Below are 13679 nucleotides of genomic sequence, written 5' to 3' on the forward strand. Positions count from 1 at the left end.
GATCGTGACGTCATCCACGCTGCCACCGCAGGTGGAGGAGGGGCAAGGTCACGCTCGGCGGGACGAACGGGCGAGTAGGACGTTGACGAGGGCGAGCAGCACCCCGAACGCGAAGATGAGGGTGCCCATCACGTTGACCTGCGGGGGGATTCCGACCCGGGTGGACCCCCAGATCCACAGCGGGAACGTCGTGGTGTCACCGCTGACGAACGTGGTGATGATGAAGTCGTCCACCGACAAGGCCATGGCCAGCAGGCCGCCGGCCATGATCGCCGGCAGCAGCATCGGGAAGGTCACCAACCGGAAGGTCGTCCAGGCGTCCGCCCCCAAGTCGCGGGCGGCCTCCTCCAGTTTGGAATCCAGTGTCATGACGCGCGCCCGCACCGTGATCGCCACGAACGAGACGGTGAACATGACGTGGGCGATGAGAATGGTGACGAAGCCCGTGGTCAGGTTGAGGGTGAGGAACAGCGACAGCAGTGCCGCGCCGATCACGACCTCGGGGGCCGAGATCGCGGCGAACATGACGAGGTTGCTGACCCCCTGGCCGCGGAACCGGTGCCGGCCGAGCGCCAGCCCGAGCAGGCTGCCGATCCCTCCCGCGATGAGCATGGTGAGCACGCCGATCGACAGCGTGTTGATCAGCGCGTCGTTGAGGTCGGAGTACGCGAACGCCTGGCCGTACCACTTGAGGGTGAAGCCCTGCCAGGTGACGTTCTGGCGTCCGGCGATGTCGTTGAAGCTGAACGCGATCATCCCGGCGATCGGGAGGAACAACCAGCCGAGAACGGCCCAGGTGAACCATTTTCCCCAGTTGACGCCGCGCCTGCCGCGGGCGGCGCGCGCAGCAGGCCGGGACGCCCCGCTCCTCGTGGTCGTGCTCACTTGGCCTGCACCTCCATGACCTGTTCGGTGCCGAGCGCCTTGGCGTAACTGAAGATGCCGACCAACAGGATCGCCATCAGCACGAAGGTGATCGCGGAGGCCACCGGATAGGCGTTGTTGACCAGGTACTGCGACTGGATGATGTTGCCGATCATGGTGTTGTGCGTCCCACCCAGCACCGAGGCGTTGACGTAGTCGGCGCTGCTGGGCACGAAGACGAGCAGCACGCCGGCGAAGAGGCCGGGCAGCGACAACGGCAGGACCACGCGGACGAACGCCTGGATCCGGGAGGCGTAGAGGTCGTGGGCCGCCTCGACGATCCGGTGGTCCACCCGCTCCAGGACCGCGTAGATCGGCAGGACCATGAACGGCAGGAAGGTGTAGGCGAGCCCGAAGACCACGGCGGTGGATGTGCTGAGCACGTGGGCGCCGTCGGGGAGCAGCCCGGCGCTCTTGAGCGTGCCGAGGATGACGCCGTTGTCGGCGAGCAGGAACTTCCAGGAAATGGTGCGCAGGATCTGCGACACGAAGAACGGCAGGAGCAGCAGGAGCAGGTAGGTGGCCTTGTTCCTGCCGCCGTGAAAGGCGATCCAGAAGGCCAGTGGGTAGCCGATGGCGATGCACAGCAGGGTGGCGCACAACCCGTAGGCCAGGGAGCGCAGGATCTGCTCCCAGTAGGTGGCGATCACCTGGGGATAGACCCCGAAGTTGAAGGTGGGCTGGAAGCCGGTGACGATGTTGCCGGTCATGAGGGACATCCAGAGCATCCCGATGATCGGCACCACGAAGAAGGCCGCCAGCCAGATCCATCCCGGCATGGCCAGGAGGTAGGGCGTCGCTGTGGTTCTCTCCCGCGCCATGGTCTAGGCCTGCGTGATCGCGAGGAATATGGAGGTGAACTCCCCCTCTTCGCCGGCGGGCAGTGACACGTAGTTGTGCAGCTTCGCGTAGTCGGCGTCGGTGGGAAAGACCAACGGGCTGGCGGCCAGTTCCTCAAGAGCCGCCTGCTCGTCCCCGTCGAGCGTCCCGGCCTTGTCGCGCAGCACGTTCTGTGCGTCGGGAACGGGGGGCACGAACGTGATGTACTCGGCCAGACTGGCCGCGACCTCGGGGTCGTAGAGGAAGTCCATCATCATCAGGGCGTCGACCGGATTCTTCGCGGTGGACGGGATCATCATGTTGTCCGTCCAGAGGGTCGCCCCTTCCTCCGGGATGAAGAACTCCAGGTTGGTGCCCTCGGCGGCGTTCTGCTGGTAGATGTCGCCGGACCAGGCCATGGTGGCCCAGACGTCGCCGTTGGTGAGCGGCTGGATGTAGTCCTGGCTGTAGTAGGCCCGCACGATCTTGTCGTCGCGCTGCTGCTTGAGGCTTTCGGCCGCGGTGCGCCAGTCGTCGGGGGTGGAGTCGGCCGGGTCGATCCCGTTGTAGAGCAATCCGAAGTTGGCGATCTCCTGGGGGTCGGCCATCATCCCCACCCGGCCTTCGAAAGCAGGGTCCCAAAGGTCGGCGATACTGGTGAGCGTGCGGCCGGTGCGCTCGGGATCGTAGGCGATTCCGGTCATTCCCGAGGCGTAGGGCACCGTGAACGTGTTGCCGGGGTCGTAGGCGGTTTTCTTGTAGATCTCGCCGGCGTACTCGGCGAAATTGGGCAGTTGGGCCGGGTCCAGTGGCGCGAGGTATCCCAGGGCAATGAGTTTGGCCAGTTCCAGGCCGTTGGTCATGACCATGAGGTCGGCACCGATGTCGCCGCCGTTGGCGAGGATCGGCTGAATCTGCCCGAACCAGGACGGGTTGTCCTGGACGGACTCCTCATAGTCCACGGTGACCCCGGTGGCCTCGGTGAACCGGGTGAGCTGGGTGCGGTCGGAGTCCATGTAGAGCGGCCAGTTCGCGAAGCGCAGTTTCCCGTTGCTCTGCTTGTCGGCCCAGAAGTCCGTCGAGTCCTGGGGCTGCTGCTGTTGGCCCTGGACACCGCATCCGGCGAGGGCGAGTGCGGCGGCGGAGAGCCCGGTGAGCTTCAGGGTGGCGCGGCGGCTGTAGCGGGCCTGGGTCAAGCCCCGCAGCAGCGCGGGTGAGGGTCGGGGGGTGTTTCGCACGACGTCTACCGCTCTGTTCGGTGGGGATGGACGGGGTCAGCTGGGCAGTGCGTAGGAATGCTCGGGGCGCCAGGACAGCCATACGGTGTCGCCGCGCTCGGCGAGGTTGCTGGCGTCGGAGACGTTCTGTTGGAAGACCGTCATCCCGGTACCCTGCGCGGTGTCCACTGCGTAATGGGTCGTGGAACCCATGTAGACGACCTCGCGGACGGTGCCCCTGAGTCGGCTCAGGTCGGTACCGGGCTGGTGTTTGCCCAGGTGGATCTTCTCGGGTCGTACCGTCACCAGGACGTGTTCGCCCGAGATGGCGTCGGTACGCACCAGCACCTGCTGGCCGTCGCTGTAGTCCAACCTGGAGTAGCCGCCGACACCCCTGGCAACCACACCGGTCACCAGGTTGGAGGTGCCGATGAAGCCTGCGACGAACCGCGTTGCCGGGGTCTCGTAGATCTGGGCGGGTGTCCCCAGCTGCTCGATCACGCCCTTGTTCATGACGGCGATGCGGTCGGACATGGTGAGCGCCTCACCCTGGTCGTGCGTGACGTAGACGAAGGTGATGCCGACCTCGCGCTGGATTCGCTTGAGCTCGATCTGCATCGCCTGACGCAGTTTGAGGTCGAGCGCGGCGAGGGGTTCGTCGAGCAACAGCGCACTGGGCCGGTTGACCAGGGCGCGGGCCAGCGCGACGCGTTGCTGCTGGCCGCCGGACAACTGGGCGGGCTTGTACTTGGCACGGTCACCGAGCTCCACCAGTTCCAGGATCTCGGTGACGCGACGGGTGATCTCGACCGCGGCGACCTTCTTGCGCTTGAGACCGAAGGCAACGTTGTCGGCGACGCTCATGTGCGGAAACAACGCGTAGCTCTGGAAGACCATGTTGACGTCGCGCCGGTTGGGGGCGACGCCCGTGACGTCCTCGCCGGCCAGGCGCACCACGCCGGAGGTCGGCTCCTCGAACCCGGCGATCATCCGCATGGTGGTGGTCTTGCCACACCCCGAGGGGCCCAGCAGGGAGAAGAACTCGCCCTGTTCGATGGTCAGGTCAACCTGTCGGACCGCGTCGATGGTGCCGTGGCCCGAACGGTACGCCTTGGCGACGCCCTCCAGGGCGATGGCGGCACCGCCGCCCCGTGTGCTCGGTTCCTGCGGAACCGGTGTCTCTTCGGTGGTGGTGGTCGCCATGATCCAGGTCGTCCTTTTATCAGTTTCTTTCCTGAAATCCCGGCATCAGCCGGCTGGGGAGCGCTGATATTACTGCAGGGCCGATGTTTTTCCGGTTACAAGAACGACTCGTTCAGTGTTACCGGATTATTCTTTGCCGATGTAGCTCATAACGTGCTTCACCCTCGTGTACTCCTCCAGGCTGTAAAGCGAGAGGTCTTTTCCGTAACCGGAGTGCTTGAATCCGCCGTGTGGCATCTCCGCGACGATCGGAATGTGGGTGTTGATCCATACGCAGCCGAAGTCCAGACGACGCGACACGCGCAGGGCACGCGCATGGTCCCTGGTCCAGACGCTGGAGGCCAGCCCGTACTGCACGGAGTTGGCCCAGGCGACGGCGGTGTCCTCGTCGTCGAAGCGCTGGACGGTGATCACCGGTCCGAAGATCTCGTCGGTGACCATCTCGTCGCCCTGGACGAGGCCGGCGACGACCGTGGGGGCGAAGAAGTAACCGGGCCCGTCCAACGCGGCACCGCCCGCGAGTACGGACGCATGACCGGGGACCCGGTCGAGGAAACCGCTCACCCTCGCCAGTTGGTTGGCGTTGTTCAGCGGACCGTAGGCGGCATCGGTCCGGTCGGGGCCCCCGGTCGTGGTGTTCTTGGCCTGCTCGGCCAGTGCCGCGGCGAGTTCGTCGTGGATTCCCGCTCCGGCGAGTACCCGGGTGGCGGCCGTGCAGTCCTGGCCGGCGTTGAAGTAGCCGGCCTCGGCGATACCCCGGGCGGCACGCTCCACGTCTGCGTCGTCGAACACGATGACCGGGGCTTTGCCCCCCAGTTCCAGGTGGAGGCGCTTGAGGTCGCGGGACCCCGCCTGGGCCACCTCGAACCCGGCCCGCGTGGAACCGGTGAGCGAGATCAGCCTGGGCGCGGGGTGGTCCACGAGAGCGCGTCCGGTGTCGCGGTCCCCGGTCACCACGTTGAACACTCCGGGCGGGAAGAATTCCGCGGCGATCTCTGCGAGCAGCAGGGTGGAGGCGGGGGTGGTGTCGGAGGGCTTGAGCACGATCGTGTCACCCGCGGCCAGAGCGGGGCCGATCTTCCAGGCCGCCATCGCCATCGGGTAGTTCCACGGGGTGATCTGGCCGACCACCCCGAGCGGTTCGCGACGGATCCAGGAAGTGTGGTCGGCCATGTACTCGCCGGCCGCCTTGCCCTCCAGGGTGCGCGCGGCACCGGCGAAGAACCGAAGCGCGTCGGTGACCTGCCAGATCTCCTCGTCCTTGGTGGCCTGGACGGGCTTGCCGCAGTTGCGGACCTCGGCTGCGACCAGGTCGTCGGCGCGATCGTCAACGGCGTCGGCGAAGCGGTTGAGTGCGATCTGGCGCTCGGCGGGAGTGCTGTCGCGCCAACCGCCCTCGAACGCCTCGCCGGCGGCGCGGAAGGCCGCGTCGATGTCGGCCGCCGCGGAAACCGCAGCCTCTGCGAAGGGTTCACCGGTGGCCGGGTCGATAACCGGGGCGGTGCGCCCGTCGGCGGCGTCCACGTAGGCGCCATTGATGAAGTTGCGCAGGTGGAGGGGCGTGGAGGACTGGCTGGACACGTGCTGACTCTCCTCGTCGAAAGTGGCGAACCGCATAGAGCCCGTTTCCCCGACCCTGACAGATACCATGATTCAAAACAAGGGATTCCGTTGTAAAGATCCGGTTTCGCGACCGATACTTGACACTCAAATGAGAGATGCGACTATTTCACTGGAGGGATGCCTCCAGCTTTGTTGCGAGGGAGGGCCGGCCCCCGCACCACCCGAGTCTTTGGCAGCAGCAGTTCAGGGAGAGTGCAACAGTGAGCACCCAGTCAGGCAACGGCTACACCGCGGACGAACTCCAGCGAGCGGCCAAGGACCACCTGTGGATGCACTTCACCGAAATGGGCGCGTACCAGGAGTCCGACGTCCCGGTGATCACCCGCGGCGAGGGCGCCTACGTCTACGACTCGGCCGGCAAGCGCTACCTGGACGGACTGGCCGGGCTGTTCGTCTCCCAGGTCGGACACGGCCGCACCGAGATCGCCGACGCGATCGCCGCCCAGGCAAGGGAACTCGCCTACTTCCCCATTTGGACCTACGCCCACCCCAAGGCAATCGAACTGGCGGATCGGCTCGCGGGCCTGGCCCCCGGCGACCTGAACCGGGTCTTCTTCACCACCAGTGGATCCGAAGCCGTGGAATCGGCGTGGAAACTGGCCCGGCAGTACTTCAAGGCCATCGGCCAGCCCGGCCGGCACAAGGTGATCAGCCGGAAGATCGCCTACCACGGCACGAGCATGGGCGCGCTGTCGATCACCGGGGTCCAGGCCATCAAAACCCCGTTCGAGCCACTGGTCCCCAGCACCGTCCAGGTACCCAACACCAACATCTACCGGGCACCGGTCCACGGCGACGACCCCGAGGCGTTCGGCCGCTGGGCGGCGGACCAGATCGAGGAGGCGATCCTGCAGAACGGGCCGGACACCGTCGCCGCGGTCTACGTCGAGCCGGTGCAGAACTCCGGCGGCTGTTTTCCGCCGCCGCCCGGCTACCTCCAGCGGGTCCGCGAGATCTGCGACCGCCACGGCGTGTTGATGGTGTCCGACGAGGTCATCTGCGCCTTCGGTCGTCTCGGTGAGTACTTCGGCGCGCAACGGTTCGGCTACCTGCCCGACATCATCACCTTCGCCAAGGGTGTGACCTCCGGCTACGTCCCGCTGGGCGGGATGATCGCACGGGACCACCTGATGGAGCCGTTCCAGAAGAAGGGAAACTCCTTCCTGCACGGCATCACCTTCGCCGGACACCCGGTGGCGGCCTCGGCCGCACTGGCCAACCTGGATCTGTTCGAGAGCGAGGGCATCCTCGCCAACGTCCAGGCCAACGCCCCGGTGATGCGGGCGACCCTGGAGAAGCTCCTGGACCTGCCGATCGTCGGTGACGTCCGCGGGGAGGGTTACTTCTACGGCATCGAACTGGTCAAGGACAAGGCGACCAAGGAGACCTTCAACGACGAGGAGTCCCACCGCCTCCTGAAGGGCTTCCTGTCCACCGCGCTGTTCGACGCCGGACTGGTGTGCCGGGCCGACGACCGCGGCGACCCCGTCATCCAGCTCTCGCCGCCGCTGATCTGCGGCCCCGAGCACTTCGAGGAGATCGAATCCGTCCTGCGCTCCGTGCTGACCGAGGCCTGGCAACGGATCTGACCCGGCGCGCATGGCCCCCTGATAGGGGCGGGGGCCATGCGCGCCGACCGGCCGCCGCCCGCATCGGGTAGGACAGGGGCCATGCGGCACGGACGACTTCCCTGGTACACACCCGACGGCCTTTCGGAACAACAACGAGCGATCTACGACGGGGTCCTGGCCAAGTACGGCCCCGAACCCCCGTTCGCCCTGCACGACGATGCGGGCAGACTGCACGGTCCGTTCAACGCCATGCTGGCGGCCCCAGAGGTGGGCGCGGCCTGGCAACGGTTGAGCGCAGCGGTAGGCGCGACCGCAACCCTGTCCCCGCGCGTCCGTGAACTGGTCATCCTCACCGTGGCGACCATCCGGAAGAGCGCGTTCGAGTGGTCGGCGCACCGCAGGGCCGGCCTGGCCGCGGGGCTGACCGAAGCCGAGATCGCCGCGCTGGGCAGGAACCGCACCCCCGAATCCCTGTCGGCTCCCGAACGCGCCGCGCTGGACTTCGCGCGCTCACTGCTGCGCGATCGCGACGCCGACGACCCCGAGTACGCGGCCGTCCGCACCGGTTTCGGCGACGCCGGAGCCGTCGAACTCATCGTCCTGGTCGGCTACTACGACATGCTCGCGACCCTCCTGCGCACCCTGCGCGTCCCCGTCCCGGAGGACTGACCGGATTCGGCTGACCAGGACCGGAACACGCTGAATTCTGGCGGAAATTAGTTTTGGGAAGCTACCCAGAGAACCTCCGGATTCACCCAAAGAAACAATTACCAACACTCCGCCATTCACTCACGTGGGAAATGTCCCGACACGTGTTTCACTTCTGGCGTACAGGCGAACTGACTGGTCGGCGCCCTCAGCCCGATCGGAACGACGCCATTCCACGAATGGGGAGAGCTTTGCGTATCTTGACAAAGGGCATGGCGACGGCCGGAGTTTCCGCTGCGCTTCTGTTCTTTCCTGCGACGTCAGCGGCCTGGGCCGAGACCGAGGCCGGCGTGCCCGATCAGGCACGCAGTGAAATGTTCGGGCCGGTCGAGAGCCACACGCACTCCGTGGTGTCCGCCGCATGGGAGAAGGAGAAGCCCAAGAAGCACGGTCACGGCTACGGCTACGACGAGCCGAAGGAAGGCGTCAAGCACGTCGCCGCGGCCATGCCGGTCAGCGTTCCGCAGAACGACGACAAGGACGACAAGGGCGGCTCCGAGTACGAGGGCGGTGGCGACGTCTACGAGGACGACGGCAGCGAGTCGTTGTTCGAGGGCAACGAGACGTGCGCCGGGCCGGCGTGCGACGACGAAGAGGTCGTCGGCGGTGGTGGCGGCGGCGGAGCCGAAGGCGGCGGTGGCGGTGGCGGCGGTGGCGGCGCCGACGTCAAGGAAGAAGAGGAGATGACCACCCTGCCCGTCACCGGCAACGAGGTGGGCATCCTCGCGGCGGTCGCCGCCGCGGTCATGGCCGCCGGAGGCGCTGCCGTCCTGGCCACGCGCAAGCGTCGGTCGGGCACCACGGCCTAAGCACGCGGCCTCGCTTCCATCGATCGGGCCGGTCCGCCACCTCTGGTGGCGGACCGGCCTTTCCGTGCCGCCCGGGCCCCTACTCGCCGCTCCAGCGAGGTGGGCGCTTCTCGGCGAACGCGGCCGCGCCCTCCCTTGCGTCGCGGCTGGTGAACACAGGGGTGATGATCTCCTCCTGCTTGCTCCAGGCCGTGTCGGAGTGCCAGTCGCCCGACTCGGTGACCACCTGTTTGGAGGCTGCGACGGCCAGGGGCGCGTTCGCCGCGATCCGGGCCGCGAGGGCCAAAGCGCCCTCAAGTGCCCCACCACTGGGAGTGACCCGGTTGACCAGGCCGAGTTCGGCGGCACGCGGTGCGCCGACGAAGTCCCCGGTGAGCGCGAACTCCATGGCGACGTTGCGCGGGATACGGTGCGGCAACCGCAGCAGCCCGCCTGCCGCGGCGACCAGTCCGCGCTTGACCTCGGGGATGCCGAACTTCGCGTCCTCTGCGGCGACGACCAGGTCACAGGCAAGAACTGCCTCGAACCCGCCGGCGAGCGCATAGCCCTCGACCGCGGCGATCAGTGGTTTGCGCGGCGGACGCTGGGCGAACCCGCCGAACCCGCGCCCCTCGACCACCGGTCGTTCCCCCGCCAGGAACGCCTTGAGGTCCATGCCCGCGCAGAAGGTACCGCCCGCTCCGGTGAGAATCCCGACGGCCAGCTCGTCCCGGGCGTCGAGGTCGTCCAGTGCCGCGGCGATCCGGCCGGCCACCGCGGCGTTGACCGCGTTCTTGACCTGCGGACGGTTGATGGTGATGACGGCGATACCGTCCTGGACGGTGGAGCGCACCTCGTCGGACACGTGGGCCTCCTATTTCGGCTGCATACGCAGACCGCCGTCGATGCGCACGACCTCGGCGTTTATGTAACTGATCTCCAGCAGGGCACGGACGAGCCGGGCGAACTCCGCCGCGGTGCCCAGCCGCTTGGGGAAGGGGACCGGCGCGGCGAGCCGCTCCTTGAACGCGTCGGCCTCGGGTCCGTGGCCGTAGATGGGGGTGTCCAGGATTCCGGGCGCCACCGTGTTGACGCGCACGCCGATCGCGGCGAGGTCGCGCGCGGCGGGGACGGTCATACCGATGATGCCGCCCTTGGACGACGAGTAGGCGATCTGGCCGATCTGGCCCTCGATGCCCGCCAGCGAAGCGGTGTTGACGATCGCGCCGCGCTCGCCGTCGGCGTTGACGGGCTCGGTGCGCGCCATGGCCGCGGCGGCCAGGCGCACGAGGTTGAAGGTGCCGATCAGGTTGACCTCGATGACCTTCTGATAGGAGGCCAGGTCGTGGGGCGAGCCGTCGCGGCCCACCGTCCGGGTGGCCCAACCGATGCCGGCACAGGAGACCGCGACGCGCAGGGGTTTGCCGGTGTCAACGGCGGCTTGCACCGCGGCCTGCACCTGCTCCTCGTCGGAGACGTCGGCGGACACGAAGACACCACCGACCTCCTTGGCGAGCGCCGACCCGCTGTCGGCGTTGAGGTCGGCGATGACCACGGTCGCCCCGGCGCCGGCGAGTTCCCTGACGGTGGCCTCACCCAGTCCGCTCGCGCCGCCGGTAACGAGGGCGGCAACTCCATTCAGGTCCATGCGCGGCACTCTACCGACTCGCCGAACAGAAAACTAGAACGAGATTCGGTCATACTGGGCGTGGCCGTCCGTGCCCGTCCCCGCACCGACTGCCGGGACGGACACACCGACGGAGCGCGTCAGCGGCGGCCGAGTTCGTGGCTGAGCTCCTCCAGCTCCGAACCGCCGGCCATCAACCGGGTCAGCTCGTCGAGGGCGATGTCGGCCTTGGCGTACTCCCCGAGGCTCTCGCCCCGCTTGAGCAGCATGAAGCGGTCCCCGACCGGATAGGCGTGGTGCGGGTTGTGCGTGATGAACACGACCCCCAGCCCCCGGTCACGAGCCTTGGCGACGTAGCGCAGCACCACCCCGGCCTGCTTGACCCCCAGCGCGGCGGTGGGCTCGTCCAGGATGAGCACGCGCGCCCCGAGATAGACCGCGCGGGCGATCGCCACCGACTGGCGCTCACCGCCGGAGAGCGTCCCCACCGGCTGGTTGACGTCACGCAGGTCGATTCCCATGCGCAGCAGCTCGGCCCGGGTGGTCGCGCGCATCGCGGACACGTCCAGCCTGCGCAGGGGACCGCGCCCCTTGGTCAGTTCCGAGCCGAGGAAGAAGTTCCGCCAGATCGGCATCAACGGCACCATCGCCAGATCCTGGTGGACGGTGGCGATGCCGGCGGCCAGTGCCTCCCTCGGACCGGTGAATCTGGTCGGAACGCCGTCCACGAGCAGTTCGCCCCGGTCGTGCTGGTGCACTCCCGACAGGATCTTGATGAAGGTGGACTTGCCCGCACCGTTGTCGCCCAGCACACAGGTGACCTCACCCGCGACCACCTCGGTCGTGACGCCCTGCAACGCGACCACCTGTCCATAGGACTTCCCGCAGTCGCGCGCCTCGATGAACGCGGTCCGTCCCGCCGTGTCGTCTCGCACCGCTGTCATCCCTCCTCGCCTCCCCGGTTGACCGCAGGCCCGGCCTCCTCTGGGTCCGGCGGCCCTACCTGAGGAGTCGTCTGCTTGGTCTCCGCGGCACCGGCGGTCTCCGCCCGCTTGCGGACGTACATGTTCACCACGACCGCCGCCAGCAGCATCGCCCCCAGGAAGGCTTTCAACCAGTTGTTGTCCCACCCCGCGAAAACGATCCCCTGGTAGGTCATCCCGTAGATCAACGCGCCCAGCGCCCCGCCGACCGCCGACCCGAACCCACCGGTGAGCAGGCAGCCGCCCACGACCGCGCAGATGATGTAGATGAACTCCACCCCCACACCGGTGGACGCCTGAACGGTGGTGGTGCGAAACAGCGACAACATGCCCACCAGCCAGCCGGCAAGGGCGGTGGTCATGAACAGTCCGATCTTGGTGGCCAGCACCGGGACACCGGTCTGGCGCGCGCTCCTGGCGTCACCGCCGACGGCGAAGATCCAGTTGCCGACGCGGGTGCGCAACAGCACCCAGGTCGCGGTGGCGGTGAACAGCAGCCACCACAGCACCGACACCTGGATGGTGGCCGAGCCGATCGACATGCTGGATCCGAAGAGCCACCGGGCGTCCCAGAAACCCGGCACCGCGGAGAACCCCTGGACCGCGACCTGGTTGGTAACGGCCTTCGTCACCGCGAGGTTGAGCCCCTGCAGGATGAAGAAGGCGCCCAGGGTGACGATGAAGCTGGGCAGGCCGGTGCGCATCACCATCATCCCGTTGCCGAAGCCCACTGCAAGGGCGACCATCAGCGAGATGACCATTCCGACCCAGATGTTGACGCCGAACGCGGTCGCCAGCACCCCGGTGATCAGCCCGGTGGAGCCAACCATGACGCCGGTGGACAGGTCGAACTCGCCGCCGATCATCAGCAGGCTGACCGCGACCGCCATGATCCCGAACAGCGCCGCCGACTCCAGCCAGGTGGCGACGCCGGCCGGGGTCAGGAAGGCGTCGGTGACGACGGAGAAGAAGACGAAGACCACGACCGCCGCGACGAGCGCGCCGACCTCGGGGCGCCGAAGGACGCGGACCCGCAGCGGTGCGCGGGGCACATCGATTCGGTCAGGCCCGGTCACGGGGATGGTCGCGGTGGCCATTACCGGGTTCCCTGGTCCGCGAACGCCTGGACCTGCTCGGCGTTCTCCTTGGTGATGAAGGCAGGACCGGAGTAGACCGGCTGGCCGCCGCCGACGTCGTTGCCGTTGCGCGCCTTGAGGGCGAGCAGCGTCACCGGGAGGTAGCCCTGGACGTAGGGCTGCTGGTCGATGGCGAACAGGACGGTGCCGTCGGTGAGGGCCTTGGTGATGTCGGCGGAGACGTCGAAGGTGGCGATCGCCGCGTCGGAGTCCGCGTCGGCCGCCGCGCCGACCGCAGCGGTGGCGATACCCGGGTTCAGGGTGAGGACCGCGTCCACGTCGGTGTCGGAGATCAGCTTGTTCTGGATGGTGGTGCGCGCGTCCGCGGCGTTGGAGACGTTGACCTGGAGGTTCTCCATCTCCCCGCCGAACGTCTTTGCGGCACCTGCGCAGCGGTCCTCCAGCCCGACGTTCCCGGCCTCGTGGATGACGCAGATCGCCTTGGCCGCACCCGATTCGTCGAGCCGTTCGCCTGCCGCCTCACCCGCCAGCCGCTCCCCTTGGCCCACGTGCGTGATGGCCCCGTACTCCTGCGACTGCTCCAGACCCGAGTTGATGGTGACGACCGGGATGCCGGCGTCCACGGCGGCCTCCACGCCGGAGCGGACTCCTTCGGGGTTGGCCATGGAGACGATGATGCCGTCCACCCCTTGGGCGACCTGGTTGTCGATCAACTGGCTCTGTTGGGCGGGGTCGGGGTCCCCCGCGTAGTTGACGGTGACGCCCAGATCGGTCCCGGCCTGCTCGGCACCGCTCTTGACCACGTCCCAGAAGGTGTCGCCCGGCTTGCTGTGCGTCACGACCGCGAAGGTCAGCGGCCCCGAGCCGAGCGCCTCCGGTGACTGGCCGCCGGCATCCCCGCCGGTCGGCTCGCCAGTGGTGCAGCCGGCGAGCAGCAGCCCCCCGACCGCCAGTGCCGCCAGGGTCCGCTGGCTCTGTCCGAACCTCATTGTTTTGCCTCCACCGTTGCTTGGACCCCGCGGACCGGCATTGGGACGTATCCGTCCCCGCCAGGCGTTTTCCGTGAGGGTGCTGCCCATTTTCTTCACTTTCGGGGGTGATCGCCACCGGAGCAGTGAC

The 13679-nt window shown here is 67.6% G+C and carries 13 protein-coding genes; 3 read left to right on the forward strand and 10 right to left on the reverse strand.

Features of this window, described 5'->3' with window-relative positions:
• Nucleotides 1-48 precede the first annotated feature (48 nt).
• The 5 genes from AC0VYP_RS21630 to AC0VYP_RS21650 all read right to left on the reverse strand — a co-directional run bounded on the left by AC0VYP_RS21630 (nt 49) and on the right by AC0VYP_RS21650 (nt 5780).
• Nucleotides 49-885, reverse strand: coding sequence for an ABC transporter permease (locus tag AC0VYP_RS21630; RefSeq protein ID WP_285758609.1), 837 nt, complete (start codon nt 883-885; stop codon nt 49-51).
• Nucleotides 882-1745, reverse strand: a complete 864-nt coding sequence (locus AC0VYP_RS21635) for an ABC transporter permease (RefSeq protein WP_285758607.1) — start codon at nt 1743-1745, stop codon at nt 882-884. The genes AC0VYP_RS21630 and AC0VYP_RS21635 overlap by 4 nt, the downstream gene beginning before the upstream one ends.
• Before the next feature lie 3 nt (nt 1746-1748).
• Nucleotides 1749-2981: an ABC transporter substrate-binding protein gene (locus AC0VYP_RS21640; RefSeq protein ID WP_475471550.1), complete on the reverse strand. Its 1233-nt coding sequence runs from the start codon at nt 2979-2981 to the stop codon at nt 1749-1751.
• 36 nt (nt 2982-3017) lie between these two features.
• Entirely contained in the window at nt 3018-4163 is a 1146-nt protein-coding gene (locus tag AC0VYP_RS21645) for an ABC transporter ATP-binding protein (RefSeq protein WP_285758603.1), read from the reverse strand.
• Nucleotides 4164-4289: 126 nt separating this feature from the next.
• Nucleotides 4290-5780 (reverse strand): gamma-aminobutyraldehyde dehydrogenase, encoded by a 1491-nt coding sequence (locus AC0VYP_RS21650; protein ID WP_285758602.1) that lies wholly within the window; start codon nt 5778-5780, stop codon nt 4290-4292.
• A gap of 206 nt (nt 5781-5986) precedes the next feature.
• Here AC0VYP_RS21650 and AC0VYP_RS21655 point away from each other — a divergent pair, with 206 nt between their 5' ends.
• The 3 genes from AC0VYP_RS21655 to AC0VYP_RS21665 all read left to right on the forward strand — a co-directional run bounded on the left by AC0VYP_RS21655 (nt 5987) and on the right by AC0VYP_RS21665 (nt 8874).
• Nucleotides 5987-7375 (forward strand): aspartate aminotransferase family protein, encoded by a 1389-nt coding sequence (locus AC0VYP_RS21655; protein WP_285758600.1) that lies wholly within the window; start codon nt 5987-5989, stop codon nt 7373-7375.
• 81 nt (nt 7376-7456) lie between these two features.
• On the forward strand, nt 7457-8026 hold the full coding sequence (locus AC0VYP_RS21660) for a carboxymuconolactone decarboxylase family protein (RefSeq protein ID WP_285758598.1): 570 nt from the start codon (nt 7457-7459) through the stop codon (nt 8024-8026).
• A gap of 230 nt (nt 8027-8256) precedes the next feature.
• Nucleotides 8257-8874, forward strand: coding sequence for an LPXTG cell wall anchor domain-containing protein (locus tag AC0VYP_RS21665; protein ID WP_285758597.1), 618 nt, complete (start codon nt 8257-8259; stop codon nt 8872-8874).
• Between the two features lie 79 nt (nt 8875-8953).
• On the opposite strand, the gene AC0VYP_RS21670 is transcribed toward AC0VYP_RS21665, so the two are convergent.
• The 5 genes from AC0VYP_RS21670 to AC0VYP_RS21690 form a co-directional block, all read right to left on the reverse strand.
• Nucleotides 8954-9718 carry a crotonase/enoyl-CoA hydratase family protein gene (locus AC0VYP_RS21670; protein WP_285758596.1) on the reverse strand — a complete coding sequence of 255 codons (765 nt, stop codon included), beginning with the start codon at nt 9716-9718 and terminating at the stop codon, nt 8954-8956.
• Nucleotides 9719-9727: 9 nt separating this feature from the next.
• A complete protein-coding gene (locus AC0VYP_RS21675) occupies nt 9728-10501 on the reverse strand; it encodes an SDR family NAD(P)-dependent oxidoreductase (protein WP_285758595.1) in 774 nt (257 codons plus the stop codon).
• Between the two features lie 119 nt (nt 10502-10620).
• Nucleotides 10621-11424, reverse strand: a complete 804-nt coding sequence (locus AC0VYP_RS21680) for an ATP-binding cassette domain-containing protein (protein ID WP_475471552.1) — start codon at nt 11422-11424, stop codon at nt 10621-10623.
• Nucleotides 11421-12560, reverse strand: coding sequence for an ABC transporter permease (locus AC0VYP_RS21685; protein ID WP_475471554.1), 1140 nt, complete (start codon nt 12558-12560; stop codon nt 11421-11423). Before AC0VYP_RS21685 ends, AC0VYP_RS21680 begins: the two co-directional genes overlap by 4 nt.
• Nucleotides 12560-13549, reverse strand: a complete 990-nt coding sequence (locus AC0VYP_RS21690; RefSeq protein WP_475471555.1) for a substrate-binding domain-containing protein — start codon at nt 13547-13549, stop codon at nt 12560-12562. The genes AC0VYP_RS21685 and AC0VYP_RS21690 overlap by 1 nt, the downstream gene beginning before the upstream one ends.
• Nucleotides 13550-13679 lie beyond the last annotated feature (130 nt).

Source organism: Nocardiopsis sp. iso_186 (assembly GCF_056173365.1).

Coding starts and splice junctions, on each gene's coding strand:
- AC0VYP_RS21635 (WP_285758607.1), bottom strand. CDS start 1,745: ATGGCGCGGGAGAGAACCACAGCGACGCCCTACCTCCTGGCCATGCCG.
- AC0VYP_RS21645 (WP_285758603.1), bottom strand. CDS start 4,163: ATGGCGACCACCACCACCGAAGAGACACCGGTTCCGCAGGAACCGAGC.
- AC0VYP_RS21650 (WP_285758602.1), bottom strand. CDS start 5,780: ATGCGGTTCGCCACTTTCGACGAGGAGAGTCAGCACGTGTCCAGCCAG.
- AC0VYP_RS21660 (WP_285758598.1), top strand. CDS start 7,457: ATGCGGCACGGACGACTTCCCTGGTACACACCCGACGGCCTTTCGGAA.
- AC0VYP_RS21675 (WP_285758595.1), bottom strand. CDS start 10,501: ATGGACCTGAATGGAGTTGCCGCCCTCGTTACCGGCGGCGCGAGCGGA.
- AC0VYP_RS21680 (WP_475471552.1), bottom strand. CDS start 11,424: ATGACAGCGGTGCGAGACGACACGGCGGGACGGACCGCGTTCATCGAG.
- AC0VYP_RS21685 (WP_475471554.1), bottom strand. CDS start 12,560: ATGGCCACCGCGACCATCCCCGTGACCGGGCCTGACCGAATCGATGTG.
- AC0VYP_RS21690 (WP_475471555.1), bottom strand. CDS start 13,549: ATGAGGTTCGGACAGAGCCAGCGGACCCTGGCGGCACTGGCGGTCGGG.